Annotated in this window: 26 protein-coding genes; 16 read left to right on the forward strand and 10 right to left on the reverse strand. The window is 69.1% G+C overall.

Features of this window, described 5'->3' with window-relative positions:
* Window positions 1-72 precede the first annotated feature (72 nt).
* Genes EDF69_RS11705 through EDF69_RS11715 form a run of 3 tightly spaced genes read left to right on the forward strand, consistent with a single transcriptional unit; the run spans window position 73 to window position 3,662 of the window.
* Entirely contained in the window at window positions 73-1,404 is a 1,332-nt protein-coding gene (locus EDF69_RS11705) for an MFS transporter (protein ID WP_132881934.1), read from the forward strand.
* Window positions 1,401-2,321 (forward strand): cysteine synthase A, encoded by a 921-nt coding sequence (gene cysK / locus EDF69_RS11710; protein ID WP_132881933.1) that lies wholly within the window; start codon window positions 1,401-1,403, stop codon window positions 2,319-2,321. Before EDF69_RS11705 ends, cysK begins: the two co-directional genes overlap by 4 nt.
* A gap of 9 nt (window positions 2,322-2,330) precedes the next feature.
* Window positions 2,331-3,662 (forward strand): cell wall hydrolase, encoded by a 1,332-nt coding sequence (locus tag EDF69_RS11715; RefSeq protein WP_132881932.1) that lies wholly within the window; start codon window positions 2,331-2,333, stop codon window positions 3,660-3,662.
* 461 nt (window positions 3,663-4,123) lie between these two features.
* On the opposite strand, the gene EDF69_RS11720 is transcribed toward EDF69_RS11715, so the two are convergent.
* Window positions 4,124-4,537: a hypothetical protein gene (locus EDF69_RS11720; protein WP_132881930.1), complete on the reverse strand. Its 414-nt coding sequence runs from the start codon at window positions 4,535-4,537 to the stop codon at window positions 4,124-4,126.
* Between the two features lie 201 nt (window positions 4,538-4,738).
* On the opposite strand from EDF69_RS11720, the gene EDF69_RS11725 reads away from it, so the two are divergent.
* A complete protein-coding gene (locus tag EDF69_RS11725) occupies window positions 4,739-5,110 on the forward strand; it encodes a hypothetical protein (RefSeq protein ID WP_132881929.1) in 372 nt (123 codons plus the stop codon).
* A 97-nt stretch (window positions 5,111-5,207) separates the two neighbouring features.
* Here the strand turns inward: EDF69_RS11725 and EDF69_RS11730 are convergent, their stop codons facing one another.
* Together EDF69_RS11730 and hisI are read right to left on the reverse strand one after the other, a co-directional pair.
* A complete protein-coding gene (locus tag EDF69_RS11730; RefSeq protein WP_132881928.1) occupies window positions 5,208-5,696 on the reverse strand; it encodes a hypothetical protein in 489 nt (162 codons plus the stop codon).
* On the reverse strand, window positions 5,693-6,052 hold the full coding sequence (hisI, locus tag EDF69_RS11735) for a phosphoribosyl-AMP cyclohydrolase (RefSeq protein ID WP_132881927.1): 360 nt from the start codon (window positions 6,050-6,052) through the stop codon (window positions 5,693-5,695). Before hisI ends, EDF69_RS11730 begins: the two co-directional genes overlap by 4 nt.
* 131 nt (window positions 6,053-6,183) lie before the next feature.
* On the opposite strand from hisI, the gene purF reads away from it, so the two are divergent.
* Window positions 6,184-7,641 carry an amidophosphoribosyltransferase gene (gene purF / locus EDF69_RS11740; RefSeq protein WP_132881926.1) on the forward strand — a complete coding sequence of 486 codons (1,458 nt, stop codon included), beginning with the start codon at window positions 6,184-6,186 and terminating at the stop codon, window positions 7,639-7,641.
* Between the two features lie 46 nt (window positions 7,642-7,687).
* A complete protein-coding gene (locus tag EDF69_RS11745) occupies window positions 7,688-8,398 on the forward strand; it encodes an SDR family NAD(P)-dependent oxidoreductase (RefSeq protein ID WP_132881925.1) in 711 nt (236 codons plus the stop codon).
* A gap of 109 nt (window positions 8,399-8,507) precedes the next feature.
* Here EDF69_RS11745 and EDF69_RS11750 read toward each other — a convergent pair whose 3' ends face one another.
* The gene (locus EDF69_RS11750) at window positions 8,508-9,746 is read right to left on the reverse strand and encodes a class I SAM-dependent methyltransferase (protein ID WP_132881924.1); all 1,239 of its coding nucleotides are present in this window, start codon (window positions 9,744-9,746) and stop codon (window positions 8,508-8,510) included.
* 53 nt (window positions 9,747-9,799) lie between these two features.
* On the reverse strand, window positions 9,800-10,699 hold the full coding sequence (locus EDF69_RS11755) for a histone deacetylase (protein WP_132881923.1): 900 nt from the start codon (window positions 10,697-10,699) through the stop codon (window positions 9,800-9,802).
* Window positions 10,700-10,809: 110 nt separating this feature from the next.
* Here EDF69_RS11755 and EDF69_RS11760 point away from each other — a divergent pair, with 110 nt between their 5' ends.
* From EDF69_RS11760 to EDF69_RS11790, 7 genes are all read left to right on the forward strand, one after another.
* Window positions 10,810-11,727 (forward strand): alpha/beta hydrolase, encoded by a 918-nt coding sequence (locus EDF69_RS11760; RefSeq protein ID WP_132882061.1) that lies wholly within the window; start codon window positions 10,810-10,812, stop codon window positions 11,725-11,727.
* A 42-nt stretch (window positions 11,728-11,769) separates the two neighbouring features.
* Window positions 11,770-12,258 (forward strand): RNA pyrophosphohydrolase, encoded by a 489-nt coding sequence (locus tag EDF69_RS11765; protein ID WP_132881922.1) that lies wholly within the window; start codon window positions 11,770-11,772, stop codon window positions 12,256-12,258.
* Window positions 12,259-12,320: 62 nt separating this feature from the next.
* A complete protein-coding gene (locus EDF69_RS11770) occupies window positions 12,321-13,241 on the forward strand; it encodes a DUF481 domain-containing protein (RefSeq protein WP_339538384.1) in 921 nt (306 codons plus the stop codon).
* A 42-nt stretch (window positions 13,242-13,283) separates the two neighbouring features.
* Window positions 13,284-14,492 carry a hydrolase gene (locus EDF69_RS11775; RefSeq protein WP_132881921.1) on the forward strand — a complete coding sequence of 403 codons (1,209 nt, stop codon included), beginning with the start codon at window positions 13,284-13,286 and terminating at the stop codon, window positions 14,490-14,492.
* The gene (locus EDF69_RS11780; protein ID WP_132881920.1) at window positions 14,489-15,505 is read left to right on the forward strand and encodes an arginine N-succinyltransferase; all 1,017 of its coding nucleotides are present in this window, start codon (window positions 14,489-14,491) and stop codon (window positions 15,503-15,505) included. Before EDF69_RS11775 ends, EDF69_RS11780 begins: the two co-directional genes overlap by 4 nt.
* Entirely contained in the window at window positions 15,505-16,761 is a 1,257-nt protein-coding gene (locus EDF69_RS11785; RefSeq protein ID WP_132881919.1) for an N-succinylarginine dihydrolase, read from the forward strand. Before EDF69_RS11780 ends, EDF69_RS11785 begins: the two co-directional genes overlap by 1 nt.
* Window positions 16,762-16,825: 64 nt before the next feature.
* On the forward strand, window positions 16,826-17,035 hold the full coding sequence (locus tag EDF69_RS11790) for a hypothetical protein (protein WP_125960127.1): 210 nt from the start codon (window positions 16,826-16,828) through the stop codon (window positions 17,033-17,035).
* A gap of 36 nt (window positions 17,036-17,071) precedes the next feature.
* On the opposite strand, the gene EDF69_RS11795 is transcribed toward EDF69_RS11790, so the two are convergent.
* Window positions 17,072-17,701 carry a 2-dehydro-3-deoxy-6-phosphogalactonate aldolase gene (locus EDF69_RS11795; protein WP_132881918.1) on the reverse strand — a complete coding sequence of 210 codons (630 nt, stop codon included), beginning with the start codon at window positions 17,699-17,701 and terminating at the stop codon, window positions 17,072-17,074.
* Window positions 17,698-18,576 carry a 2-dehydro-3-deoxygalactonokinase gene (locus tag EDF69_RS11800; protein WP_132881917.1) on the reverse strand — a complete coding sequence of 293 codons (879 nt, stop codon included), beginning with the start codon at window positions 18,574-18,576 and terminating at the stop codon, window positions 17,698-17,700. The genes EDF69_RS11795 and EDF69_RS11800 overlap by 4 nt, the downstream gene beginning before the upstream one ends.
* Window positions 18,577-18,788: 212 nt before the next feature.
* On the opposite strand from EDF69_RS11800, the gene ubiM reads away from it, so the two are divergent.
* The 3 genes from ubiM to EDF69_RS11815 all read left to right on the forward strand — a co-directional run bounded on the left by ubiM (window position 18,789) and on the right by EDF69_RS11815 (window position 21,996).
* Window positions 18,789-19,967 carry a 5-demethoxyubiquinol-8 5-hydroxylase UbiM gene (gene ubiM / locus EDF69_RS11805; protein WP_132881916.1) on the forward strand — a complete coding sequence of 393 codons (1,179 nt, stop codon included), beginning with the start codon at window positions 18,789-18,791 and terminating at the stop codon, window positions 19,965-19,967.
* A 16-nt stretch (window positions 19,968-19,983) separates the two neighbouring features.
* Window positions 19,984-21,495 carry an acetyl-CoA hydrolase/transferase family protein gene (locus EDF69_RS11810; RefSeq protein ID WP_132881915.1) on the forward strand — a complete coding sequence of 504 codons (1,512 nt, stop codon included), beginning with the start codon at window positions 19,984-19,986 and terminating at the stop codon, window positions 21,493-21,495.
* Window positions 21,496-21,582: 87 nt separating this feature from the next.
* A complete protein-coding gene (locus EDF69_RS11815) occupies window positions 21,583-21,996 on the forward strand; it encodes a group II truncated hemoglobin (RefSeq protein WP_132881914.1) in 414 nt (137 codons plus the stop codon).
* A 118-nt stretch (window positions 21,997-22,114) separates the two neighbouring features.
* Here EDF69_RS11815 and dxs read toward each other — a convergent pair whose 3' ends face one another.
* Genes dxs through EDF69_RS11830 form a run of 3 tightly spaced genes read right to left on the reverse strand, consistent with a single transcriptional unit; the run spans window position 22,115 to window position 24,984 of the window.
* Complete coding sequence (dxs, locus tag EDF69_RS11820) at window positions 22,115-24,040, reverse strand: 1-deoxy-D-xylulose-5-phosphate synthase (RefSeq protein ID WP_132881913.1); 1,926 nt, start codon at window positions 24,038-24,040, stop codon at window positions 22,115-22,117.
* A 60-nt stretch (window positions 24,041-24,100) separates the two neighbouring features.
* Window positions 24,101-24,559: a Fur family transcriptional regulator gene (locus EDF69_RS11825; RefSeq protein WP_125960134.1), complete on the reverse strand. Its 459-nt coding sequence runs from the start codon at window positions 24,557-24,559 to the stop codon at window positions 24,101-24,103.
* A 47-nt stretch (window positions 24,560-24,606) separates the two neighbouring features.
* On the reverse strand, window positions 24,607-24,984 hold the full coding sequence (locus EDF69_RS11830; protein ID WP_132881912.1) for a MerC domain-containing protein: 378 nt from the start codon (window positions 24,982-24,984) through the stop codon (window positions 24,607-24,609).
* Between the last annotated feature and the right edge of the window lie 43 nt (window positions 24,985-25,027).

The following is a 25,027-nucleotide window of genomic DNA, read 5'->3' on the forward strand; positions in this document are numbered from 1 at the left end:
CTGCCCGTGGCATCGCAAGCAGCCCGCAAAGCGTGATTGCCGATGGCGCCGCCCCCGCATAGAGCCCTGAACATGGCCGCCGTCCAGCACCCGTTCGCAATCCACAATTTCCGCGCCTATTTCCTGGCCCGGCTGTCCACCACCCTCGCCCAGATGTCGATGGTGATCGTCATCGGCTGGCAGGTCTATGACCTCGCCCGGCGGACGATGGACGTGAAGGAAGCCGCCTTCTACCTCGGGCTGATCGGCATCGCGCAGTTCCTGCCGCTGCTCGTCCTCTCGCTGGTCGCTGGTTGGGTCGCCGATCGCGTCGACCGCCGCTGGATCGCGCGCGGTTCGGTCGCGATCGAGGCGGGATGCGCGATCACCTTGGCGGTCGCGAGCTACCATGAGCATGTCACGCTTGGGCTGCTGTTCTTCGTGGCGGCGCTGCTGGGCGTGGCGCGCGCCTTTGCCGGGCCTTCGCTCCAGGCGCTTGCCCCCAATCTGGTGCCCAAGGCGATCCTTCCGACCGCGATCGCGATGAGCTCGGTCTCGTGGCAGGCGGGCACGGTGCTGGGGCCGACGATGGGCGGCTATCTCTATGCCGCGAGCCACTGGCTGCCCTATGCGGTGTCCGGGGCGCTGTTCACCTTCTCCTTCCTGATGCTGTCGCTGATCGGGCGGGTGCCGCACAATTCGGTGCGCGGCACGGCCAACCCCTTCCGCCAGATGCTGGAGGGCCTGTCCTATGTGCGCCAGAACCGCCTGGTGCTGGGGGCGATCTCGCTGGACCTGTTCGCGGTGCTGCTGGGCGGCGCGACGGCCATGCTGCCCGTCTATGCGCGCGACATCCTGAAGGTGGGCGCCGATGGCCTCGGCCACCTGCGGGCAGCCCCCGCGGTCGGCGCGATTGCGGTGGCGCTGTGGTTCTCGTGGCGGCCGCTCCGGACCAATGTCGGCGTGAAGATGCTGGCGGCGGTGGCGGTGTTCGGCGGGGCGACGGTGGCCTTCGGCCTCAGCGCCCCGGCGCTGCTGCCGCTGCTCGGAAAGTCGGCCGTCGGGCATGACAGCGCACCGGCGGTGCTGCTGGCGCTGACGGCGCTGTTCGTGCTGGGCGCCGCCGACATGGTGTCCGTCTATGTGCGCCAGTCGCTGATTCAGCTCTACACCCCCGACGACATGCGCGGCCGGGTGGGCGCCGTGTCCACGCTGTTCATCTCCGGCTCGAACGAACTGGGCGAGGCGGAATCCGGCTTCCTGGCGGCGGCGATCGGCCCCGTGGCGGCGGTTGTGGCAGGCGGCATCGGTGCGATATTGGTGACGGCACTGTGGGCACGCATCTTTCCGGAGCTTCGCCGGGCGCGCACGTTCGAGGCGCCCGCGACGCTGGAATTCACACCCGTCAAGGAGAAGGCAGAATGAAGGCCAACACCATCCTGGAGACGATCGGCAACACGCCGCACGTCCGGATCCAGCGGCTGTTCGGAGACGCCGAGGTGTGGATCAAGTCCGAGCGCTCGAACCCCGGCGGATCGATCAAGGACCGCATCGCGCTTGCGATGATCGAGGCGGCGGAAGCCTCGGGCGACCTGCAGCCCGGCGGCACCATCATCGAGCCGACCAGCGGCAACACCGGCGTCGGCCTGGCGATGGTCGCGGCGGTCAAGGGCTACAAGCTGGTCCTGGTGATGCCCGAAAGCATGTCGATCGAGCGCCGCCGGCTGATGCTGGCCTATGGCGCGAGCTTCGACCTCACCCCGCGCGAGAAGGGCATGAAGGGCGCGATCGAGCGCGCGCAGGAACTGGCCGAGCAGACGCCGGGTGCCTGGATCCCGCAGCAGTTCGAGAACTCCGCCAACGTCGACGTGCATGTCCGCACCACGGCGCAGGAAATCCTGGAGGACTTCGCCGACACGCCGATCGACGTGCTGATCACCGGCGTCGGCACCGGCGGCCACATCACGGGCGTTGCCGAGACGCTCAAGAAGCAGTGGCCGCAGCTGAAGGTCTATGCGGTGGAGCCGGAGCTTTCGCCGGTGATCTCCGGCGGGCAGCCGGGGCCGCATCCGATCCAGGGCATCGGCGCGGGCTTCATCCCGGCCAACCTCCACACCCAGGCGATCGACGGCGTGATCAAGGTCGACGCGGCGGTCGCCAAGGACATGGCGCGCCGTTCGGCAGCCGAGGAAGGCATGCTGGTCGGCATCTCGTCCGGCGCGACGCTGGCGGCGATCCTGCAGAAGCTGCCGGACCTGCCGGACGGCGCACGGGTGCTGGGCTTCAACTACGACACGGGCGAGCGCTACCTGTCGGTTCCGGACTTCCTGCCGGAAAGCTGAGCGATCCACATGCTGGTGTCCCGCGGCGCGCGTGCGCCTGATTCCTCAGGCGTGCGCGCGGCGCCGCTCGGCACGGGCTCGCGCGTGCTCGACGGGGTGCTGGCGGCGGTGGCGCTGGCGGCGGTGCTGGTGCCCGCATGGGCAGTGACGCATGCGCCGCCGATGCCGCCCCAGGCCAGCCGCGCGATGCGGGATGCGGCACCGCGTCGCGTGCTGCCCCCCGCCGAACTGCCGGCCGTGGAGCCGATCGAGTTCCAGGACATGACGGCGGACGAGGCGCGGGCGTTCAACGCCGGCATCCCGTTCCATGCCGGCCCCAACCCCGCTGCCCGTCCCTTCCGTTTCGGCGGCCCCGACGAGGATCGCGCGCGGGCGAGCGACTGCCTCGCCGCGGCCGTGCTCTACGAGGCGGGCGACGATCCGGAGGGGCAGAAGGCGGTCGCCCAGGTGGTGCTGAACCGCGTCCGCCATCCGGCTTTCCCGAAGACGGTGTGCGGGGTGGTGTTCCAGGGTTCGGAGCGGACCACCGGATGCCAGTTCACCTTCACCTGCGACGGGGCGCTCGCGCGCTGGTATTCCGAGCCCTTCTGGGAGCGCGCGCGCAAGGTCGCGGACGCGGCGCTGGCGGGCGCGGTCTACAGGCCCGTCGGCCATGCCACCCATTACCACACCGACTGGGTGGTGCCCTACTGGAGCTCCAGCCTCGACAAGATCGTGGCGGTGCACACGCATCTGTTCTTCCGCTGGACCGGCTGGTGGGGAACTCCGCCCGCGTTCCGCTTCGCCGCCACCGGCAGCGAGCCGCGCGTAACTCAGCTTGCCGCGCACTTCGACGCGCACAAGTTGCCGGAGGTGCTGGCGGCCGAAACGCAGGCGCTGGCGATGCAGAAGGCGATGGCGCTCCCGGCTTCGGCGCTGAAGCCCTCGGCGGACGAACCCAACACCTTCCTGATCCATGTCGACGCCAAGGATGCGGCGAGCCTTCCGATCCTGGCGGATCGGGCCTGCGGCGAGCGCCCCTATTGCAAGTTCATGGGCTGGACCGACCCGCGCCACCTGCCGGCGAGCGCGAAGGGCACGCTGTCGCCCCAGCAGCTGACGTCGATGTCGTTCAGCTACCTGCGCGACCGACCGCGCAACCTGGAGCGCGCGCTGTGGAACTGCGCGGACTTCCCCCAGCCCAAGCCGCAATGCATGCGCCGCGCACCACAGCCGATCGCCTCCCCCGCGCCGGCCGTAGCCGGGGAAGAAGGTCCGGCAGGGTTGAGCGGCGTGCGACGCAAGGCTGCCTCGCAGCCGGCGGCGTCGGTCGCGGCACCGGAGGCGCCGGTCGCATCGTAGTTCCGCGTGTGAGCCGGGCGGCGCTGGCGAATGGCCGACATTGGGTGGTTAGCTGCCGTTCAGGTGAACCAGCGATCGTGCATAGAGCCCAGAAAGTATTTGTCTCCCACCGGGTACCCGGACGCTGAGCCGATCACCGAGTCTACGCCGCACTGCGGGCAAAGGGCTGTTCCGCCTTCATGCTCCACCCCCTCATCGATACTAGCAGCCGTGAAGGTCGCTTGGCAGTAGAAGCAGCCGCACAGATCACTTCGCCCCAACTCTGCCCGGTGGTTGCTCGAATGGCGGTGAGCGGCATCCAACGCCTGAGGATCATATTCCATCAGGTCAGCATCGACGCGCTCGGGAATGTCCGCAAGTCGGCGAAAGCTGCCGGGCCGCTTCGGGCCGATAGAACGGCGAGGAATGGGGGAGAGCGGACTGGTGGCTCTGCGCAACAGACGAAAGAAAGCTGCCGCGGACTAAACCGCTTTCGGACCGAAGGAGATCGGCAAGTCGTTCACAACGGCGCGTAGCCTGCGGTTTCGGTCTGCATTCTGCCGTGGATCACATCCGAGTTCGGCAACGTAGATACGATCAAGGCCGGCTCCGATCCAGCGGATCGAGATCATGCCCGCGTCGGTGACATACGGAGTATCTGCCGGGCAAGTTTCAGATAAGAACCGCTTAGACCTTTCATCCGTCGGGCCAGAAGCGGACTTGAACATTTCGATACGTTCCAGAAACCGTGCATAGGCGACAGGACTGACCTCAAACGATTTTAGCTTTTGGCCTTCGACCGCGATGTTGGCGACAGGCTCGTCACTGCCCTTTGCGTCTAACGTCACGGTCAGGCCAGGAGCCCGAACCTCAACCCTGCTGACCTGCGCTGTCATTCTGTCTGACTCGCAACCGGCGACCAGCGTGGCCACAAAGCAGAGTATCAATGACCGCATCCGAGAAATATGCGGATATGGCGGAACGTCTGCAACTGGCGTTTCCTCCCGTCGCTCGTAGCCACTTCCGAACAGCCGGTGGTGGGTGGGAAGCGGACCTTCGTTGCTGCTCCCATCTCTGTTAGTTGCTATGCTCTCTCGATGGCTGTTATTCGCCTGGTCCTCATCAGTTTGGCGGCGGCCCTCGCGGGCTGTTCGGCTGGATCAATCTTACTTTTTGCTGAGCTCAACCGTACGAGTCTTGTCGCTCTGCCGTTCACCTGCATGGTGTCACTACTGCTACTTATGCCATTCTACGCAGCAGCGCGTGAAGCTGGCGTGGCACTCGGCGGGCGTTATGCTCGGCTCTTGGTAGCCGGAGGTGTTGCGGGAGCCTTGTTCGCAGGTTTCATATTTCTCGCGACCAATCCCCTCAAAGGGGCAGCGATCGGGTCCAGCTACGGTGCGCTGACGGCGATCTGCTGGATCACAATACATGCCGCGACGAAGCGGCTCGCCACCTTGATCGCGTGACGTCCGCAACTGGGCGCTAGCCGGCTGCGCACTCGCCTATGTCATCTCGGCGTAGGCCGGGGTCATCTCATCACCTGCGTCCAAGGCGTGCTGGGTCCTAGCCTCCACACACCGCGCGTCCGCGGGGGTCGCGGAGGGCGGCGGCTTCGGAGAGGACGTCGCTCATCCGCTCGACGCGCAGGCCGCTGAAGGTGCCGCGGGCGGTGCATCGCTGCGCGCATTGCGGCGGCAGCTTGGCGGGGAAGATGATGCGCGCGCCCTCGACCCGCGCCTCCAGCTGGCAGGCGTTGCCGAAGTCGATCCGGAGGCGATCGCCCGAACGCTTGCCCCTCCCGCTCGCGCTGCAGCCGAGGCGGCCGCCGTTGAGGACGAAGGCGCCGACCCGCAGGTCCTCCCCCTGCGGCACGAGGCAGAGCCGGTCGCCGCCCCGCTCGTAGAGCCCGGTGAGGGAGTCGTCGCCGGGATCGCGCACCACGCCGCGCTCGATCGCGACCGTCTCCAGATCGGGTGCCTCGGTGTTCGCCGGGTCGCCGCCTCCCGAACAGGCCGCAAGCGCCAGCGCCAGGGCGGCGACACCTCGCTTCATTCGACGGCGACCAGCCGGCCGTCCTCGATCCGGCGGAAGAAGCAGCTGCGCGCGCCGGTGTGGCAGGCGGGGCCCGCCGGCTCGACGCGAAGCCAGAGCGCGTCCTGATCGCAGTCGATCCGCACCTCCACCACGCGCAGGAAATGGCCGGAGGTCTCGCCCTTCTTCCACAGCCGGTTGCGGCTGCGCGACCAGAAGGTCGCCTCCCCGCTCTCCAGCGTCGCCGCCAGCGCCTCCGCATTCATGTGCGCGACCATCAGCAGCTCGCCGGTCGCGGCGTCGGTCGCCACGGCGGTGACGAGCCCTGCGGCGTCGTACTTGGGATCGAGGGTGAGGCCGGTGTCGCGCGCGTCCATGGGCGGCGGCTTACCGGGGAGGCGACGGGGCGGCAATCCGGGGCGCTCGCACATTCTTCGTGACAGAAGGGCGACAAACCCGGAATCGCTCCCTATATGGCGCTCGCATCTCAGCGAACCCCGTGGGGCCGATGTTTAGCACCAATCCTTTCGACGACGACAAGCTGCGCGAAGAGTGCGGCATCTTTGGCGTTTCCGGCGCGGACGGCGCGGCAGCACTGGTGGCCCTGGGGCTCCACGCGCTGCAGCATCGCGGGCAGGAAGCGGCCGGCATCTCCAGCTTCGACGGGGTGCAGTTCCACACGCACCGCGCGATGGGGCATGTGGCGGGCAACTTCGACCGGCCCGACGTGATCGAGGCGCTGCCGGGGCAGACCTCCGTCGGCCACGTCCGCTACGCCACCTCCGGTGATACGGCGCTGCGCAACGTGCAGCCGCTCTATGCCGAACTGGCGAGCGGCGGCTTTGCAGTGGCGCACAACGGCAATCTCTCCAACGCCCTGCGCCTGCGCAAGGACCTGGTGCGGACCGGTTCGATCTTCCAGTCGACGTCGGATACCGAGGTGATCATCCACCTGGTGGCGACGTCGAACTACCGCACGCTGCTCGACCGCTTCATCGATGCGCTCAAGCAGGTGGAGGGCGCGTATTCGCTCATCTGCATGACGCCGGAAGGCATGATCGCCTGCCGCGATCCGCTGGGCATCCGCCCGCTGGTGATGGGCAAGCTCGGCGATTCGGTGATCTTCGCGTCGGAGACGGTGGCGCTCGACGTGGTCGGGGCCGAGTACGTGCGCGACGTGGAGCCGGGCGAGCTGGTGATCGTGAAGGGCACCGAGCTGCGCTCGATCCGCCCGTTCACGCCGAACGCGCCGCGCCCGTGCATCTTCGAATACGTCTATTTCTCGCGGCCCGATTCGATCTCGGGCGGCAACTCCGTCTATTCGGTGCGCAAGGCGATCGGTGCCGAGCTGGCGATCGAGAGCCCGGTCGATGCCGACCTGGTGATCCCCGTACCCGATTCGGGCGTGCCGGCGGCGATCGGCTATGCGCAGCAGTCGGGCATCCCCTTCGAGCTCGGCATCATCCGCTCGCACTATGTCGGCCGCACCTTCATCCAGCCGGGCGACAAGGTCCGCCACCTGGGCGTGAAGCTGAAGCACAACGCCAACCGCAAGCTGATCGAGGGCAAGCGGATCGTGCTGATCGACGACTCGATCGTGCGCGGCACCACGTCGCTGAAGATCGTGCAGATGATGCGCGATGCCGGCGCTGCCGAGGTGCACATGCGCATCGCCAGCCCGCCGACCCGGCACAGCTGCTTCTATGGCGTCGACACGCCGGAACGCGCGAAGCTGCTGGCGGCCAAGCTCGATCTGGGCGGCATGACCGAGTACATCCAGGCGGACAGCCTGGCGTTCGTCTCCATCGACGGCCTCTACAAGGCGCTGGGCGAGGCCGAGCGCGCAGCGGTGCGGCCGAAGTATTGTGATGCCTGCTTCACCGGCGACTATCCGACGCCGCTGACCGACCAGGACGAGACCCGCACGGTCGACCAGCTCGCGATGCTGGAGGAGCGCGTCGGCTGATCGCCGGCGCACCCCTGCCCTTCCTTTCCAAGCTCCAGGATCTTCGATGACCGACAAGCCCCTTGCCGACCAGCTCGCGCTCGTGACGGGAGCCAGCCGCGGCATCGGCGCGGCGACGGCGCTCGCGCTCGCCGCGCAGGGTGCGCACGTGGTGCTGACCGCCCGTACGCCGGGCGGGCTCGAGGAAGTCGAGGAAGCGATCCACCAGGCAGGCGGCAGCGCGACGATCGCGCCGCTGGACTTGGCCGAGCCGGACGGCGTGGCGCGACTGGCAGCGGCGCTGGGCGAGCGCTGGCAGGCGCTCGACATGCTGGTGCTGAACGCCGCAATGCTGGGCACGCTGGGGCCGGTGAATGCGATCGACTTCAAGGAGATGTCGAAGCTGTTCACGCTCAACGTGACCGCGCAGGCAGCGCTGCTGGGCGCGTTTGGGCCGATGCTGCGCCAGGCGAAGAACGGCCGGGTCGTGGGGCTTACCTCCAGCGTCGCACGCACCCCGCGCGCCTACTGGGGGCTCTATGGATCGTCGAAGGCGGCGTTCGAGAACCTGCTGACCGCATTCGGCGCGGAAGTGCGCCAGCTGACGGCGATCCGCACCGCGATCGTCGATCCGGGCGCGACCCGCACCAAAATGCGCGCGCGCGCCTATCCGGGCGAGGCGCCGGAGAGCGTGAAGCCGCCGGAGGTAGTAGCGGAACGGATCGCGGCGCTGATGGTGTCGGGGTTCGAGACGGGGCATTTCGAGCGGGTCGACTGAGACGCTCGCGTCGCGCTGACGTGCTCCTGCGCAGGCAGGAGCCTAGAGTTTCCGACGGTGACGCTTGTGGCCCTGGGCTCCTGCCTTCGCAGGAGCACGGTTGCGGTGGTTAGGCCCGCTTCACCAGCGTGACCTGGGCGACGTGGATGCCGCCACCGCGAAAGCCGCCTTCGCAGTACATCAGGTAATAGCGCCACAGGTTGGCGAAGCCGGGCGGAAAGTTGTCGGGGAGGTCGTCGGCTGTCTCGGCCGCGTCGAACGCGAGGCGCCAGCGGTAGAGCGTCTCGGCATAGTCCTGGCCGAAGCGGTGCTCGTCCTGCCAGGCGAGGCCCCGCGCCTCGGCAAGCGCACGGAAACGCTTGGTCGAAAGCAGCAGGCCGCCGGGGAAGATGTAGGCCTGGATGAAGTCGACGTTGTTCGCATAGGCATCGAACAGCGCGTCATCGATCGCGATATATTGGAGCGCGGCGCGGCCGCCCGGCTTCAGCCGCGCGGCAATCGCGTCCAGATAGGCCGGCCAATACTCCTGCCCCACCGCCTCGACCATCTCGATACTGGCGATGGCGTCGTAGCTGCCGGTGGCGTCGCGATAGTCGGTGAGCGACACCTCCATGCCGTCGAGCTTCGCATCGGCCATGCGCTGCTCGACGAACCGCTTCTGCTCGGACGAGAGGGTCAGGCCGTGGACCCGGCGACCGGCGCGGGCGGCGCGCTCGGCGAAGGAGCCCCAGCCGCAGCCGATCTCCAGGATCGTGTCGCCAGGCTTGGTCTCGGTGCGGTCGAGGATCGCCTGGAGCTTGCGACCTTGCGCCGCCTCCAGCGGATCGGCGGGATCGGCGAACAGCGCGCTCGAATAGGTCATGCTGGGATCGAGCCAGGCGCGGTAGAAGTCGTTGCCCAGATCATAGTGGAACTGGATGTTGCGGCGGGCATTGGCGCGATGGTTGCGGCGCGACCAATGGGCGAAGCGCCGGACGATGCCGGTCAGCCGCCCCGCGCGGCCGACGTTGCCGAGCGCGCGGCCGTTGCGCATGAAAAGGTCGAACAGCGGCACGGGGTCGGGGCTCGACCAGTCGCCCGACACCCAGGCCTCGTACCAGCCCGCAGAGCCGCCGGTCGCGAGCCGCAGCATCGCACGCCAGCGGTGGAGCACCACCACTGCCACCGGCCCCTCGCCACGCCCGCCGAGCCGGACGGCACGGCCGCTCGGAAGCGTCGCTTCGATGGCGCCGAACTCCAGGCCCTGGTCGATCCGGCCGAGCATCTGTTCGAACGCGGGCGCGAGCCAGCGGAGCGGATCGCGCGTTGCGGTCAGGGAAGAGGGCAAGGAAGAGCGGGGCGCGTGCATGGCGCCCTACATGCACCTCCGCGCGATCACCGCAAGCCGTCCTGCTACCGACCTTATCCGGCGAAGACCCCGCCCAGCGTGAGGATCGAGGTGACATGCCGCTCCGACACCTCCATCGCATCGTCGCCGTAGCCGCCACCCAATGCGCTCGCGAGCGGGATGCCGCGGTCGCGCGCCAGCGTGGCCACCCAGCGATCCCGCCGGACCAGACCTTCGCGCGTAAGCGCGAGCCGGCCGAGCCGGTCGCCTGCGAACGGGTCCACCCCCGCCTGGTAGAGGATCAGGTCGGGCGCGAAGCCGTCGACGAGCGGGACCAGCGTCTGGGCCAGCACCGCGCAATATTCGTCGTCGCCGACTCCGTCCGCGAGCGGCACGTCGAGGGTCGAGCGCGCCTTTCGCACGGGGAAGTTCTTTTCCGCGTGGATGGAATAGGTGGCGAGCCCGGGCCGGCCCGCCAGCAGCGAGGCGGTGCCGTCGCCCTGGTGCACGTCGCAGTCGACCACCAGCACGCGCGCGGCCGCCCCCTCCTCCACCAGCCGGTTGGCGGCGATCGCCAGGTCGTTGAACACGCAAAAGCCGGCGCCAGTGTCGGCCAGCGCATGGTGGCTTCCGCCGGCGGTGTTCGCGGCAAAGCCGTGTTCGAGCGCGAGCCGGGCGGCGAGATAGGTGCCGCCGGGCACCGCCTGCGCGCGTGTCGCGACCTCGGCGGTGATCGGAAAGCCGATCCGGCGCGCCTTTTCCGGGGGGACGGCGAGCTCGATCACCTCCGCGACATAGCCGGGTTCGTGCACCGCCTCGATCCATTGGCGCGGCATCGGATCCGGCTGGTGCCAGTCGATCCCGGCTCCTTGCGCGCGCAGCAGGTCGCGGACCAGCCCGTTCTTGTTCCATTGATAGGTGCTGCGCGCCGGTGCGGGCGCGACGTAATCGGGGTGGTGGACGACGCGGATCACGCTTCATAGGTAAGCACACGCACCGCGGCCGCAACGCCGCGCCACAGGAGAGCGCCTTGACCGTTTTCGTCCGCCCCGACGTCCGCGCCTTCCTCGGCTATCTCGAGAACATGCCGGGCCCGCGCATGCATGAGCTGGAGCCCGCTGCCGCACGCGCACAGCTCCTTGCGACCAAGGACGTGGCGGACCTCCCGACGGGAACGCTGGCGGTGGTCCGCGACTGCACCATTCCCGCGCCGCACGGCGACCTGCGCGCCCGCCTGTTCGACGCGCGTCCCTCGCGGGAGCCCGGGCCCGTGGTGCTGTTCCTGCACGGCGGCGGCTTCGTGATCGGCGACCTCGACTCGCATGCGAGCCTTTGTGCGGAGATCGCGCGGATGCTCGACCTGCCGGTGGTGGCGCTCGACTATCGGCTTGCGCCCGAGCACCCCTGGCCGGCGGCGCCTGACGACGCCGAAACCGCCGCGCGCTGGCTGGCGGCCGGACCGGCCGTGCTGGAGCGCGGCGTGACGAGCCTGGTGCTGGCCGGCGACAGTGCGGGCGGCGCGCTGGCGATCGTCACCGCCATGGCGCTGCGCGATCGGCCCGCGGCGGCGCCGGTGATCGCGCAGTGGCCGATCTATCCCGTGACGGACATCACCCGCGAATATCCGTCCCACGCCGAGTTCGCCGACCGCTATCTGCTGACCCGCGAGTCGCTCGCCTGGTTCGGCGAGGCGTATCGGGCAGAGCGCGCGAGCCTGCGCGCCTCACCGCTGCTGGGCGACATGGCGGAGATGCCGCCCGCGCTGGTGCTGACCGCCGGGCTCGATCCGTTGCGAGATCAGGGCCGCACCTATGCAGCGGCGCTCGCCCAGGTGGGCGTCGCCGTCACCTATCGCGAGGCGCGGGGCAATGTGCATGGGTTCCTCAACCTGCGCCGCGCGATCCCGTCGAGCCAGGGCGACCTTGCCGGCGCGCTGGTGGCGCTGCGCCAGATCATCACCGAGGCGGAGGCCGAGCGCGTCCTGGCGCAGGCGGCCGGCTGAGCCCCTCGACTTGGCCGCGGCCGCACCGCTAGGAGACATGCCATGAACGAGACCACCCTTCCCTACCGGCCCTGTGCGGGCGTCATGCTGATCAACCGCGACGGCCGCGTGTTCGTCGGCCAGCGGATCGATTCCACGCTGGAGGCCTGGCAGATGCCGCAGGGCGGGATCGATCCGGGCGAGGATGCGCTGGAAGCGGCGCTGCGCGAGCTGCGCGAAGAGACGGGCGTGCAGCCGGACAAGGTCTCGCTGATCGGCGAGGCGCCGGAAGAGCTCACCTACGACCTGCCGGACGACATGATCGGCAAGGTCTGGGGCGGCAATTATCGCGGGCAGCGCCAGCGCTGGTTCGCCTTCCGCTTCGAGGGCGAGGAGCAGGACATCGACATCGCGACGCCCGAGCCGGAGTTCCGCGCCTGGCGCTGGGCCGAGCCGGAGGAGCTGCCGGAGGCGATCGTCGGCTTCAAGCGTGCGCTGTACGAGCGGCTGCTGGAGCTGTTCGCCGAGCCGCTAGGCCGTACCGCGCGCTGACGCGACGGAGCGAGTCGGAAGGCGGGTTCACCTCTCGCTGCATTGCAGCTAAGGACAGGCGCGTGATCAAGGCTGCGTATCTTTTCCTTGCCGCACCGCTCCTGCTGGCAAATGCCGCGCCGCCGGCTGCCGCCAAGAAGGACGCGCCGATCCCCGAGCAGCTCAAGATGATGCTCGATGCCGCCATGGCATCGGGCAACGAGGGCGAGGTCGCGACGCTGGTCAAATATTCGCGGATCGCAGCGCCGGACAGCATCGACCTGGTCCGCGAGATCACCGGCAAGTGGACGGCCGATCGTGCTGCCCAACGCACCCGCGAGCTCCAGGAATCCTCGTTCTTCGCGCTGGTGAAGGGGCGTGCGGAACTCGGCGGCTATGCGAGTTCGGGCAACACCGACAATTTCGGCGCGACCGGCGTGCTGGACCTGTCGCGCGAGGGTTTCCGCTGGCGCCACAAGCTGCGCCTGCAGCTCGACTATCAAAAGGCGAACGGCGTCACGAACCGGGAATATTATCTCGCCGCCTATGAGCCGAACTACAAGGTCGACGACCGGCTCTACGTCTACGGCTCGACGCAGTTCGAGAGCGACCGGTTCGTCGGGTACAACAGCCGCTTCTCGGCCTCGGCAGGTGCCGGTTACAGCGCGATCAAGCGGCCGGCGTTGACCCTGGACCTGGAACTCGGCCCCGCGTTTCGTCAGACCGACTTCACCGACGAGACGCAGGAAAGCAGCCTTGCCGCACGCGGTTCGGTCGATTTCGACTGGCGCCTGACCCCCGCGCTGACGCTGCGCCAGGACGCCTCCGCCTATCTCGCCGCGCAGGCGAACAGCACGGTCAGCAGCACCACGGCGGTCGACGCCAAGCTGCTGGGGCCGCTCTCCGCGCAGGTCTCCTATGCGGTGCGATACGAAAGCCGGCCGCCCGAAGGCAGCGTCACCACCGACACCACCACCCGCGCCTCGTTGGTCTATTCCTTTTAGGCCCCGTTCCTTCCGAGGCGGAACCGCGCTAGCCTCGCACCCATGGATGTTCTTACAAGCGCGGAAGCCACCGTTGTCGAACGGGCGCGCGCTGCCCCGATGCTGGCGCACCTCGAACCCTGGGTCGCGGTAAACAGCGGCACGCGCAATCTCGCCGGGCTGGCGCGGATGGCGCAACTGCTGTCGGACGCCTTTTCCGTACTTCCCGGCGGGATCGCGCTGATCAAGCCGGACCCGGTCGAGGCGATCTCCGCCAGCGGGCGGCTGCAACCGATCGAGCACGGACGCCACCTGCTGCTGACGGTGCGGCCACAGGCGTCGATCCAGCTGCTGTTCGCCGGCCACATGGACACGGTGTACCCGGCGGACCACCCGTTCCAGAAGATGCGGGTGCGCGAGGATGGCGCGCTGAACGGCCCCGGCGTCGCCGACATGAAGGGCGGCCTGGCGGTGATGCTCGCCGCGCTGGAAGCGATCGAGAATTCGGGCTTTGCCGGGCGGTTGGGTTACCAGGTCGTCATCAATTCCGACGAGGAGACGGGCTCGCTCTCCTCCGCACCGCTGATCGCGCGGGCGGCGCGCGGCAAGGCCGCCGCCTTCGTCTACGAGCCCTCGCTTGCGGACGGAACGCTGGCGGGTGCCCGCGGCGGCACGGGCAACTTCTCCCTCGCGGTGACGGGGCGCAGCGCCCATGCGGGCCGCAATCCGGAAGAAGGCCGCAACGCGCTGGTGGCGGCGGCCGAGCTCGCGCTGCGGCTGGCGGATGCGGCGGGGGATGGCCTCACCGTCAATCCGGCGCGGATCGACGGCGGCAGCCCTAACAACGTCGTGCCGGAACATGCGGTGCTGCGCGTCAACTTCCGCCCCGCCTCGCTCGACGCGGCGGCGCGCGCGCAGGCGGCGCTGGATGCTGCCGCCACCGAGGTCGCCGCGGGGCACGACGTGTGCGTCGAGTGCCACGGCAGCTTCAACCGGCCCCCCAAGCCGATCGATGCCGCCGCCGAGCGCCTGTTCGGGCTGGTCCGCGATGCGGGCCAGAGCCTGGGGCTTTCGGTCGGCTGGCGCGACACCGGTGGCGTGTGCGACGGCAACAACATCGCCGCATGCGGCGTGCCGGTGGTCGACACCATGGGCGTACGCGGCGGCGCCATCCATTCGCCGGAGGAATATATGCTGCCCGACAGCCTTGCCGAGCGCGCCGCGCTTTCGGCACTTTCGATCCTGCGGCTGGTCGAGCGGGGGAGCGCATGAGCTTTCGCATCCGCGCCGCCCGCGACGAGGACCTGCAGCACCTCTATGAAATGGCGAAGCTGACCGGCGGCGGCTTCACCAACCTGCCCCCCGACAAGCCCGCCCTGCGGGCGAAGCTGGAGCGGAGCCACGCCGCCTTTGCGCGCGACGCCGACAGCCTGGAAGACGAGCTGTTCGTGCTGGTTCTGGAGAATGCGGAGACGCAGGAGGTGCGCGGCACCTGCCAGATCTTCACCCAGGTCGGGCAGCACTGGCCCTTCTACTCCTATCGGGTCGCGACCCTCACCAAGCACAGCGAGGCGCTGCGCCGGACCTTCCGTGCCGAGATCCTCAACCTGGTGAACGACCTGGAGGGCGCGAGCGAGGTCGGCGGGCTGTTCCTGCACCCGGGCGAGCGCGCGGGCGGGCTCGGGCTGCTGCTGGCGCGCAGCCGCTACCTGTTCATCAAGGCGCATCGCCAGCGCTTTGCCGACCGTATCCTGGCGGAGCTGCGGGGCGTAATCGACGAGGCGGGCGGGTCGCCCTTCTGGGACGGAGTGGCGGGGCGCTTCTTCGGCATGAGCTTCCAGGAAGCGGACCAGTTCAACGCGATCCACGGCAACCAGTTCATCGCCGACCTGATGCCCAAGCATCCGGTCTACACGGCGATGCTGCCGGAGAATGCGCGGTCGGTGATCGGCCTCCCCCACCCCTCCGGCCGCGCCGCGATGCGGATGCTGGAGCGCGAAGGCTTCCACTATGAGAACTACGTCGACATCTTCGACGGCGGCCCGACGATGACCGCGCGGACCGACCAGGTGGCGACCATCCGCAACGCGCGGCAGGTGCGCGTGGCCGAGCTGGGCGGCGATGGGGAGCCGATGCTGGTTTCGGCCGGGCGGCTGGAGCATTTCCGCGTGGCGCTGGGCCAGGTGCGTGCGGCCGACGCCGGCGACGTGCTGCTCGACCCCGACTGTGCCGCATTGCTGGGCGTTGAGGCCGGCGACCAGGTGACGGTGGTGGAGCGCGACTGATGGCCGTGCGGGAGATCAACTTCGACGGGATCGTCGGGCCGAGCCACAATTATGCGGGGCTGAGCCACGGCAACCTGGCCGCGACCCGCAATGCGGGTGCGGTCTCGCATCCGCGCGCGGCGGCGTTGCAGGGCATCGCCAAGATGCGCGCCAACCTCGCCCTCGGCCTGGCGCAGGGGATCCTGCTGCCGCACCCGCGGCCGGATCATCGCTGGCTGGCGGCACTGGCCACCGACTATGCGGCGGCACCTGCGCACCTGAAGGCGCAGGCGCTGTCGGCCTCGGCGATGTGGGCGGCCAATGCTGCCACCGTCTCCCCTGCCCCCGATACGGCCGATGGCCGCTGTCATCTCAGCGTCGCCAACCTCGTCACCATGGCGCATCGCAGCCACGAGTGGCCCGCGACGCTGGCACAGCTGCGGCTCGCCTTCGCGCATGAGAGCTTTGCGGTGCATCCGCCCGTGCCGGCGCCGTTCGGGGACGAAGGCGCGGCGAACCACATGCGGCTCTCGGCAGGCCATGGCCAGCCGGGCGTCGAGGTATTCGTCTATGGCGTTGCCGGCGGGCCCTTCCCCGCCCGCCAGCATCGCGAGGCGAGCGCGGCGGTAGCGCGGGCGCATGGCCTGGACCCGACCCGCACCTTGTTCGTGCAGCAATCGGACGCGGCAATCGCGGCCGGCGCCTTCCACAACGACGTGGTGGCCGTGGCGAACGAGCGCGTGCTGTTCTGCCATGAACAGGCCTTCGCCGATGCGCCCGGCTTCTACGCCGAACTCCGCCGGCTGCTGCCGGAGGTGGAGATCGTCGAGGTGCCCGCGGCCCGCGTGCCGCTGGAGGATGCGATCGCCTCCTACCTGTTCAACGCGCAGCTGGTGACGCTGCCGGATGGGGTGCAGGCGCTGGTGCTGCCGGAGGAAGCACGGGCGACGCCATCGGTGTGGAACTGGTTGCAGGAGCATGTCGCGGGCAATGGCCCGATCCGCCGGCTGGAAGTAGTCGACGTTCGCGAGTCGATGGCGAACGGCGGCGGCCCCGCCTGCCTGCGCCTGCGCGTCGTCGCCGATCCCGCGACGATCGACCCGCGGTTCCTGGTGGACGAGGCAAAGCTCGACAGGATTGCGGAGGTCGTCTGCAGCCATTGGCCGGAGACGATCGCGCATGACGCCATCGCGGATCCGGCTCTGATCGAGCAGATCGAGACCGCACGAGGAGCGCTGCTCGAAACGCTCGAACTTGTCGAATTAACTTACAGTTAACTACGCCGCACCAAGCGGAGGCGCAGTTTTCCGCTACTGGCACGGGGCTTGCTACGCGCCCGCCATGTGGAACCGCGTCACCCGCCTGTTCACGATCAAGACCAAGTTCGAGGCCTATCTAGTGATCTACGGCCTAGGCATGGGCGCCGTCGAGCGCGGGCTGAACTATGTCGAGCAGTATCCCGGCGCCGGGGGATGGGCGTTGTTCACCCTTTGCCCGGTCGCGGTGTTCATGGCCGGCGGGCGCATCCTCGACTCCGTCGAGGCGCGCTGAAGACCTCTAACGGATGCGCCGCTGCCGGCATGTATGTCAGCCGGCGCGGGCCGCCTCGAAGCCCTGGACCAATGCCGCGCCGCGGGCGCGCACGTCCTCGACGCTGCGGCCGGGCGCATAGAGCGACGAGCCGATCCCGAAGCCGGCGGCACCCGCCTGGAGGTACGGCCCCATGGTGTCGGGATCGATGCCGCCGACGGGGAAGACGGGGAAGCTCTTGGGCAGCACCGCGCGCATCGCCTTCAGCCCCTGCGGTCCGGCGAGTTCGGCCGGGAAGAGCTTGAGCGCATCGGCACCGGCCGCGATGGCGCGAAACGCCTCGCTGGGGGTGAAGAAGGCGGGCAGCGACTGGAGCCCGGCGTCCTTGGTCGCGGCGATCACGTCCACGTCGCTGTTGGGCGAGATCACGATCTTGCCGCCGGCATCCGCCACCCGGCCGACGTCGGCGACGGTCAGCACCGTGCCCGCCCCGACGAGCGCGCGATCGCCCATGCGATCGACGATGCGGCGGATGCTGTCGAACGGCTCGGGCGAGTTGAGCGGCACTTCCAGGCAGCGGAAGCCCACGTCGAACAGCGCGTCGGCGATCGCCGGCGCCTCGTCCGGGGTCAGGCCGCGCAGGATGGCGACGAGCGGCAGGCCGCCCAGCAGGGTTTCGATCGTCACTTCAGCAATCCTCCAATTCGCCACAGGCCGCGCGCCACCGCATCGGCACCGTCGACTACGGTCACATCCGTCACACCCGCCAGCGCCAGGGCGACCTGGTAGCGCGCGGCAAGCATGGCATTGCAGATCAGCACCAGCCCCTGGCCGGTCGCATCCCGCATCGCCGCCACTTCGCCGCCGATCAGCAGGCCGGAGAGATAGCTGGCGACCGCCTGCGGCGCGAGGCTGCCGAGCAGCACGTCGGCGCGCGCCGAGAAAAGCAGCGGCAGCACGCCTGCGGGATTGTCCAGCGCGCGCTGGGCGCCCAGCGTGAAGGCGGCTTCGTCGGGCGTGTCCCCCTCCGCCAGCTGCCCGAGCAGCGAGTTGTTCCGCAGCAGCGCGTACATCTCACCCGTCATGATGGTGGAGAAGCCGGTGATGCGGCCCCCTTCGACGCGCGCCCATTTGCTGTGGGTACCGGGCAGCACGATGGTGCCGTCCGATAGCCCGCTGCCGAGGATCTGGGTCTCCTCGCCCCGCATTACGTTGGCGACGCCGCTTGCGTCGCGCGCGGAGAGGCCGGGGACGATGAAGCAATGGGCCGGCGCATCCTCGACCCGCAGGGCGGCGGCGGCGAGCCCGGCCGGATCGGCGGGGCATGGAAGATACGGTGCCTCGTGCCAGCCGGCGCGCGCGCCGACCATGCCGGCGAGCACCACCCGCGTATCCGCCTGCAGCCAGCCTTCGAGCGTGTCGGCCAGCACCTGGGGGAACTCGTCGCGCTTCAGCCGTGCCGCACCGCGCGGGGAGTCGCGCCGGTCGATCACCGCACCATCCGGCCCGAAGCGATAGGCGCGCAGGTTGCTCGATCCCCAGTCGACACCAACCAACGTCATGCGCGTGCTCCCAGATCATGCAACGCGCGCCAAGCCGGCGCAGGGGCGTTGCGGGTCATGGCGCTGAAGTGGAACGCCTGCGCGCAAATGTCGAGCCCGGTGGGGCACTCCAGCGCCCCGAGACGTTTTACGGGCAGGAGCGGGTTGATCGGGCGCAAGGACGGGCGCAGGAGGGCACCCGCATAGCGCCCGGCACACGGGAGGTTCGCGCGATGGATAGTGAGGTAGTGATCATAGGCGGCGGTCCGGCCGGGCTCAGCCTGGCGCGTTCGCTGGCCGATGCGCCACTCCGCGTGACCGTGATCGAGCGCCAGCCGGAGGCGGCGATCGCCGCCCCAGCCTATGACGGGCGCGAGATCGCCCTCACCCACCGGTCGATCGGCACGCTCAAGGCACTAGGCGCCTGGAACCTGCTGCCGGCGGACGAGATCTCGCCGCTCAACGAGGCGCGGGTGCTGAACGGCGCCTCCCCCTTCGCGCTCTCGTTCGAGACGTCCGGCCACGGCGGCGGCCCGCTGAGCCTGATGGTGCCGAACCATCGCATCCGCGAGGCGCTGTACCAGACGGTCGCCGAGCAGCCCAACCTGACGCTGCTTGCCGGCACCGGCGTTGCGGCGATCCGGACGGATGCACAGTCCGCCGACGTGACGCTCGAAGACGGGCGGGTCCTTTCCGCGCGGCTGCTGGTGGCGGCGGACTCGCGCTTTTCGCGGGTACGCGAGCAGCTGGGAATCGGGGCGGAGATCAACCGGCTCGGCCGATCGATGATGGTGTGCCGGGTCCGCCACGAGGGCGACCATCAGGGCGTCGCCACCGAGTGGTTCGATCACCACCAGACGGTGGCGATGCTGCCGCTCAACGGTCGGCGCTCGTCCGCGGTGCTCACCCTTCCGACAGAGGCGATGGCGCGGATCGGGGGGTTGGACGATGCGACCCTGGGGGCGGAGCTGACGCGGCGGTACCAGGGCCGGCTCGGGCGGATGGAGGTGGACGCGCCCGCGCACATCTATCCGCTCGCCACCACCTATGCCCGCCACTTTGCGGCGACGTGCGCGGCGCTGATCGGCGATGCGGCCGTGGGCATGCACCCGGTGACCGCCCATGGCTTCAACCTGGGCCTCCAGAGCCAGGCGACGCTGGCGCAGCTGGTGACCGATGCCGCTCGACGCGGCGGCGACATCGCGGCGCCGGCGCTGCTGCGCCGCTACGAGCTGACGCACCGGCTCGCCAGCCGGCCGCTCTATGCCGCCACGAATTTCCTGGTGCGGCTCTATACGGACGAGCGTCCCGGCGCGCGGCTCGCGCGCCATGCGACGCTTCGGGTCGGCAGCCGACTGCCGCTGGCCCGCCAGGCAATCACTGCGATGCTGATGCAGCGCCGAACCCCCTAACGGAGAACAGAACCCGATGGTCGACCGTATCGCGTGTCAGGCGCTTCGCGGCAAAATCTGCACCGCCGCCGAGGCTGCGACCCACATCTCGTCCGGCAACACGGTCGGCATGAGCGGGTTCACCGGATCCGGGTACCCCAAGGCCGTGCCGACCGCACTGGCCGCGCGGATCGAAGCAGAACACGCAGCGGGCCGGCCGTTCCGCGTCCGCATCTGGACGGGTGCCTCGACCGGGCCGGAGCTCGACGGCGCACTCGCCAAGGCGGACGGCATCGAGTTCCGCCTGCCCTACAACTCCGATCCGATCGCGCGCGCGAAGATCAACGCGGGCGAGATGGATTATTTCGACATGCACCTGAGCCAGGTCGCGCCGATGGCCTGGGAGGGCTTCCTGGGGCCGCTGGACGTCGCGGTGATCGAAGTTTCCGGCATCCGCCCGGACGGCGCGCTGATCCCGTCTTCCTCGGTCGGCAACAACAAGACCTGGATCGACCGTGCCGACAAGGTGATCCTGGAGGTCAACCGCTGGCAGGACGCCGGGCTCGAAGGCGTGCACGACATCTACTACGGCACCGCGCTGCCGCCGGCGCGCGTGCCGATCCCGCTGGTCCGACCCGACGACCGCATCGGCGAACCCTATTTCCGCTGCGATCCGAACAAGATCGTCGCGATCGTCGAGACGGACGCGCCCGACCGCAACCTGCCCTTCACCCCGCCGGACGCGACGGCGCGCGCGATTGCGGGCCATCTGCTCGAATTCTTCGGGCATGAGGTGCGCCAGGGGCGCCTGCCCGCGTCGCTGCTGCCGATCCAGTCGGGCGTCGGCAACATCGCCAATGCGGTGCTGACCGGCCTCGTCGACAGCCCCTTCCACGACATGACCGCCTTCACCGAGGTGATCCAGGACGGCATGCTCGACCTGCTGGACAGTGGGCGGCTGCGCATGGCCTCGGCCACCGGATTTTCGCTGAGCCCCGAGGCGGCGGAGCGGCTCAACACGAACATGGGCGTCTACCGGACCAAGATGGTGCTGCGCCCCCAGGAGATCAGCAACCATCCGGAACTGGTGCGGCGGCTCGGCTGCCTGGCGATGAACGGACTGATCGAGGCCGACATCTACGGCAACGTGAACTCCACCCATGTCATGGGGTCGCGCATCCAGAACGGCATCGGCGGATCGGGCGACTTCGCCCGCAATGCCTATATCTCGATCTTCATGACGCCCTCGACCGCCAAGGGCGGCGCCATCTCCGCGATCGTGCCGCAGGTGGCGCATGTGGACCACATCAACCAGGACGTGCAGGTGATCGTCACCGAGCAGGGACTGGCCGACCTGCGCGGGCTGAGCCCCAAGCAGCGCGCGCGGCTGATCATCGAGAATTGCGCGCACCCCGACTACCGGCCGATGCTCGCCGACTATTACGCGCGGGCCCTGAACGGGAGCTATGGCCTCCACGCGCCGTCGCTGCCGGGCGAGGCGCTGTCCTGGCACCAGCGCTTCATGGACACGGGGACGATGCGGCTCTGAGGAGCTGCCAGCGGTTGCGCGAGATCAAGGCGGATCGGGTTCGGTCCGCCTAGACGCGATCCTGCGCTGCCACGCCCGGAGATGATGATGACCGCCGCCCCCGCCTCTTCTGCCAAGGCTTTGCCGAGCCTGCACGACCGCATCGGCGGGGCGGACGGGGTGCGGCTGGTCGTCGACCGCTTCTATGACCTGATGGAGCATGAACCCGAATATGCCGAGCTTCGGGCGATGCACGATGCCGACCTGCTGCCGGTGCGGGTGTCGCTGACGCAGTTCCTCACCGCCTGGCTGGGCGGGCCGAGGGACTGGTTCGTGGCGCGACCCGGCGCCTGCATCATGTCGCTGCACCGCGAGATGCCGATCACGCGCGAAACCGCCCGGCAATGGGTGCACGCGATGAGCCGCGCGCTCGCCGAAAACCGGGTCGAGCCGGCGCTCGGCGCGCAGATGCAGCAGTCGTTCCTGCGCATGGCGCATGCGATGATGCTGCGGGTGGAGTGAGGGGCCGGCGGGTTCGGAAAACTAGCTCCGTGCTCCTGCGCAGGCAGGAGCACAGGGCCTCAAGCGGAAGCGTTCGTGGCCCTGGACTCCTGCTTTCGCAGGAGTATCGATTGCCCGCTCAGGCCGGCTTGCGGGTTTCCTCGACGCCCTCGTTCCACCGCAGCGCCTTCAGCACCGTGTCGACGATCTGCGGCGCGTTCAGGCCGGCCTCGTCATACTGCTTCTCGGGCTTGTCCTGGTCCTGGAACACGTCGGGCAGGCGCATGGTGCGCAGCTTCAGCCCCGCATCGATCAGGCCCTCGTCACTCGCATAGGTGAGGACATGGGCGCCGAGGCCGCCGATCGCGCCCTCCTCCAGCGTCACCGCAACCTCATGGGTGGTGAGCAGGCGGCGGATCAGCGCCTCGTCCAGCGGCTTCGCGAAGCGCAGGTCGGCGACCGTGGTCGATAGGCCCTTGGCCTCCAGCTGCTCGGCGGCCTTGAGCGCTTCTTCCAGGCGGGTGCCGAGCGAGAGGATCGCGACCTTCTTGCCCTCGCGGACCACGCGGCCCTTACCGATCTCGAGCCGTTCCGGCGTGGTCGGAAGCGGCAGGCCGACGCCGTTGCCACGCGGGTAGCGCAGCGCGATCGGGCCGTCGTCGTAGAGCGCGGCGGTGTGGGTCATATGAACCAGCTCCGCCTCGTCGGCGGCGGCCATCACGACCATGTTCGGAAGCGTCGCCAGATAGGTGACGTCGAAGCTGCCGGCGTGAGTCGCGCCGTCGGCGCCGACCAGCCCGGCGCGGTCGATCGCGAAGCGGACCGGCAGGTTCTGGATCGCGACGTCATGGACCACCTGGTCATAGGCGCGCTGGAGGAAGGTCGAGTAGATGGCGCAAAACGGGCGCATCCCCTGGGCGGCAAGGCCGGCCGCAAAGGTGACGGCATGCTGCTCGGCGATGCCGACGTCGAACGAGCGCTCGGGGAACCGCGTCTGGAACTTGTCCAGGCCAGTCCCCGCGGGCATCGCCGCGGTGATCGCGCAGATCGTCGGGTCGCGCTCGCCTTCGGCCACCAGTGCCTGCGCGAAGACGCTGGTGTAGCTCGGCGGCCCCGGCGGCGCCTTGGCCTGGGTGCCAGTGATGACGTCGAACTTCTGGACGCCATGATACTTGTCCGCCGACGCCTCGGCCGGGGCGTAGCCCTTGCCCTTTTGCGTCACGACGTGGAGCAGGATCGGGCCCTCTTCCGCGTCGCGGATGTTCTCCAGCACCGGGATGAGGTGGTCGAGGTTGTGGCCGTCGACCGGGCCGACGTAGTAGAAGCCCAGTTCCTCGAACAGCGTGCCGCCCATCGTCATGCCGCGGGCGAACTCGTCGGTCTTGCGGGCGGCCGAATGGAGCGGGCGCGGCAGGCGGCGGGCGACCTTCTTCAGCGTCTCACGGATCCCCAGGAAACCGCGGCTGGAGACGATGCGCGACAGATAGGCCGAAAGCCCGCCCACCGGCGGCGCGATCGACATGTCGTTGTCGTTGAGGATCACGACGAGGCGATTGCCTGCCTGTTCGGCGTTGTTCATCGCCTCGTAGGCCATGCCCGCCGACATCGAGCCGTCGCCGATCACGGCGATCGCCTTGCCGGGCCGACCAGCGATTTTGTTGGCGGTGGCAAAGCCCAGCGCGGCCGAGATCGAGGTCGAGCTGTGGGCGGCGCCGAACGGGTCGTATTCGCTCTCGCTGCGCTTGGTGAAGCCGGAGAGGCCGCCCCCCTGGCGCAGCGTCCGGATGCGGTCGCGGCGACCGGTCAGGATCTTGTGCGGATAGCATTGATGCCCGACGTCCCAGATCAGCCGGTCGTCGGGCGTGTTGAACACATAGTGGATCGCCGTCGTCAGCTCGACCACGCCGAGGCCGGAGCCGAGGTGGCCACCCGTCGTGCCCACCGCCGAGATGGTTTCCAGGCGCAGTTCGTCGGCAAGCTGGCGCAGCTGCGCAGGCTTCAGCGCCCGCAGATCCTGCGGCGTCCGGACCGTGTCGAGCAGCGGCGTATTAGGAACGTCTACCATCGGCAGGGCTTAGCGCGACCCGCGCGCAGTGTCGATTGCCCGAAACGGAAGGTCGGCGGCCTAGCGGCAGTCCGCGCACTTGCCCCGAACCTCGATCACCGGACGCGTGGGCGCAAAGCCCGCGCCGCTTGCCGCGGAGCGCACGGTGCGGGTGATGCTGTCGTCGTCGATGTGCGTGGTCTGGCCGCAGCTGTCGCACACCAGGAAGATGCAGTCGTGCAGGCAATCGGGATGCGCGTTGGCGACATAGGCGTTGGCGCTCTCGACCCGCCGCGCGAGGTTCGCGTTCACGAACAGGTCCAGGATGCGATAGACGCTGTTCGGGGCGACGCGGCGTCCCTCCGCCTGCGACACCGCATCGGCGATGTCATAGGCCGAGGCCGGCTTTTCGAAGCCCGCCAGGACCGAGAAGATGCGCGCGCGCATGGCCGTCCACTGCTCGCCCGAGCGAACCAGAGTGGCTTCCGCGACGCGCGAAAGCGCCTCGCCCGAATGTTCATGATGGTCGTGCGCGTGCATGGCGATGAGATAAGCCTCCGCCGGGGCCGCGGCAAGCCGCCTGCCGGTCAGGCGATCGCGCGGCGGTTCAGGTCGTGCCCCAGCGCCAGCAGGCCGACGCCGATGATCGTCCAGAAGGTCTCCCCGCCGCCATGCGGCAGGTGGAGCGCGCCCATCATGACGCCGAGGCCGAGGCCGCCGATGGCCGCCGGCATCATATAGCCGTGCGTCATCATGCCGCGGCCGAGCGCCAGCGCGCCAAAACCGATCGCGAGCGCCAGGCCCACTTCGTGGAACAAGGGGTTCATCAACGCGCCGGCGGCCGAGGCGAAGATCCCCAGGAACAGCGCGCTCGCCAGGCAGTGCACGACGCACAGACCGGAAAGCCCGATCGCGAACCGATCGAGCACACCGTCGCGCCGCAAGGGGATGCTGCTGCTGGCCATGGACGATGCAGATAGTCCTGCCCGACACACGTTACAACATCAC

The organism is Sphingomonas sp. JUb134, from assembly GCF_004341505.2.
Lineage (GTDB): Bacteria > Pseudomonadota > Alphaproteobacteria > Sphingomonadales > Sphingomonadaceae > Sphingomonas.

What these genes read in the sequence shown, in the direction of transcription:
- EDF69_RS11705 (WP_132881934.1), top strand. Translation starts at nt 73, where the DNA reads ATGGCCGCCGTCCAGCACCCGTTCGCAATCCACAATTTCCGCGCCTAT.
- cysK (WP_132881933.1), top strand. Translation starts at nt 1,401, where the DNA reads ATGAAGGCCAACACCATCCTGGAGACGATCGGCAACACGCCGCACGTC.
- EDF69_RS11715 (WP_132881932.1), top strand. Translation starts at nt 2,331, where the DNA reads ATGCTGGTGTCCCGCGGCGCGCGTGCGCCTGATTCCTCAGGCGTGCGC.
- EDF69_RS11720 (WP_132881930.1), bottom strand. Translation starts at nt 4,537, where the DNA reads ATGACAGCGCAGGTCAGCAGGGTTGAGGTTCGGGCTCCTGGCCTGACC.
- EDF69_RS11725 (WP_132881929.1), top strand. Translation starts at nt 4,739, where the DNA reads ATGGCTGTTATTCGCCTGGTCCTCATCAGTTTGGCGGCGGCCCTCGCG.
- EDF69_RS11730 (WP_132881928.1), bottom strand. Translation starts at nt 5,696, where the DNA reads ATGAAGCGAGGTGTCGCCGCCCTGGCGCTGGCGCTTGCGGCCTGTTCG.
- hisI (WP_132881927.1), bottom strand. Translation starts at nt 6,052, where the DNA reads ATGGACGCGCGCGACACCGGCCTCACCCTCGATCCCAAGTACGACGCC.
- purF (WP_132881926.1), top strand. Translation starts at nt 6,184, where the DNA reads ATGTTTAGCACCAATCCTTTCGACGACGACAAGCTGCGCGAAGAGTGC.
- EDF69_RS11745 (WP_132881925.1), top strand. Translation starts at nt 7,688, where the DNA reads ATGACCGACAAGCCCCTTGCCGACCAGCTCGCGCTCGTGACGGGAGCC.
- EDF69_RS11750 (WP_132881924.1), bottom strand. Translation starts at nt 9,746, where the DNA reads ATGCACGCGCCCCGCTCTTCCTTGCCCTCTTCCCTGACCGCAACGCGC.
- EDF69_RS11760 (WP_132882061.1), top strand. Translation starts at nt 10,810, where the DNA reads ATGCCGGGCCCGCGCATGCATGAGCTGGAGCCCGCTGCCGCACGCGCA.
- EDF69_RS11765 (WP_132881922.1), top strand. Translation starts at nt 11,770, where the DNA reads ATGAACGAGACCACCCTTCCCTACCGGCCCTGTGCGGGCGTCATGCTG.
- EDF69_RS11775 (WP_132881921.1), top strand. Translation starts at nt 13,284, where the DNA reads ATGGATGTTCTTACAAGCGCGGAAGCCACCGTTGTCGAACGGGCGCGC.
- EDF69_RS11780 (WP_132881920.1), top strand. Translation starts at nt 14,489, where the DNA reads ATGAGCTTTCGCATCCGCGCCGCCCGCGACGAGGACCTGCAGCACCTC.
- EDF69_RS11785 (WP_132881919.1), top strand. Translation starts at nt 15,505, where the DNA reads ATGGCCGTGCGGGAGATCAACTTCGACGGGATCGTCGGGCCGAGCCAC.
- EDF69_RS11790 (WP_125960127.1), top strand. Translation starts at nt 16,826, where the DNA reads ATGTGGAACCGCGTCACCCGCCTGTTCACGATCAAGACCAAGTTCGAG.
- EDF69_RS11800 (WP_132881917.1), bottom strand. Translation starts at nt 18,576, where the DNA reads ATGACGTTGGTTGGTGTCGACTGGGGATCGAGCAACCTGCGCGCCTAT.
- ubiM (WP_132881916.1), top strand. Translation starts at nt 18,789, where the DNA reads ATGGATAGTGAGGTAGTGATCATAGGCGGCGGTCCGGCCGGGCTCAGC.
- EDF69_RS11810 (WP_132881915.1), top strand. Translation starts at nt 19,984, where the DNA reads ATGGTCGACCGTATCGCGTGTCAGGCGCTTCGCGGCAAAATCTGCACC.
- EDF69_RS11815 (WP_132881914.1), top strand. Translation starts at nt 21,583, where the DNA reads ATGACCGCCGCCCCCGCCTCTTCTGCCAAGGCTTTGCCGAGCCTGCAC.
- dxs (WP_132881913.1), bottom strand. Translation starts at nt 24,040, where the DNA reads ATGGTAGACGTTCCTAATACGCCGCTGCTCGACACGGTCCGGACGCCG.
- EDF69_RS11825 (WP_125960134.1), bottom strand. Translation starts at nt 24,559, where the DNA reads ATGCACGCGCACGACCATCATGAACATTCGGGCGAGGCGCTTTCGCGC.
- EDF69_RS11830 (WP_132881912.1), bottom strand. Translation starts at nt 24,984, where the DNA reads ATGGCCAGCAGCAGCATCCCCTTGCGGCGCGACGGTGTGCTCGATCGG.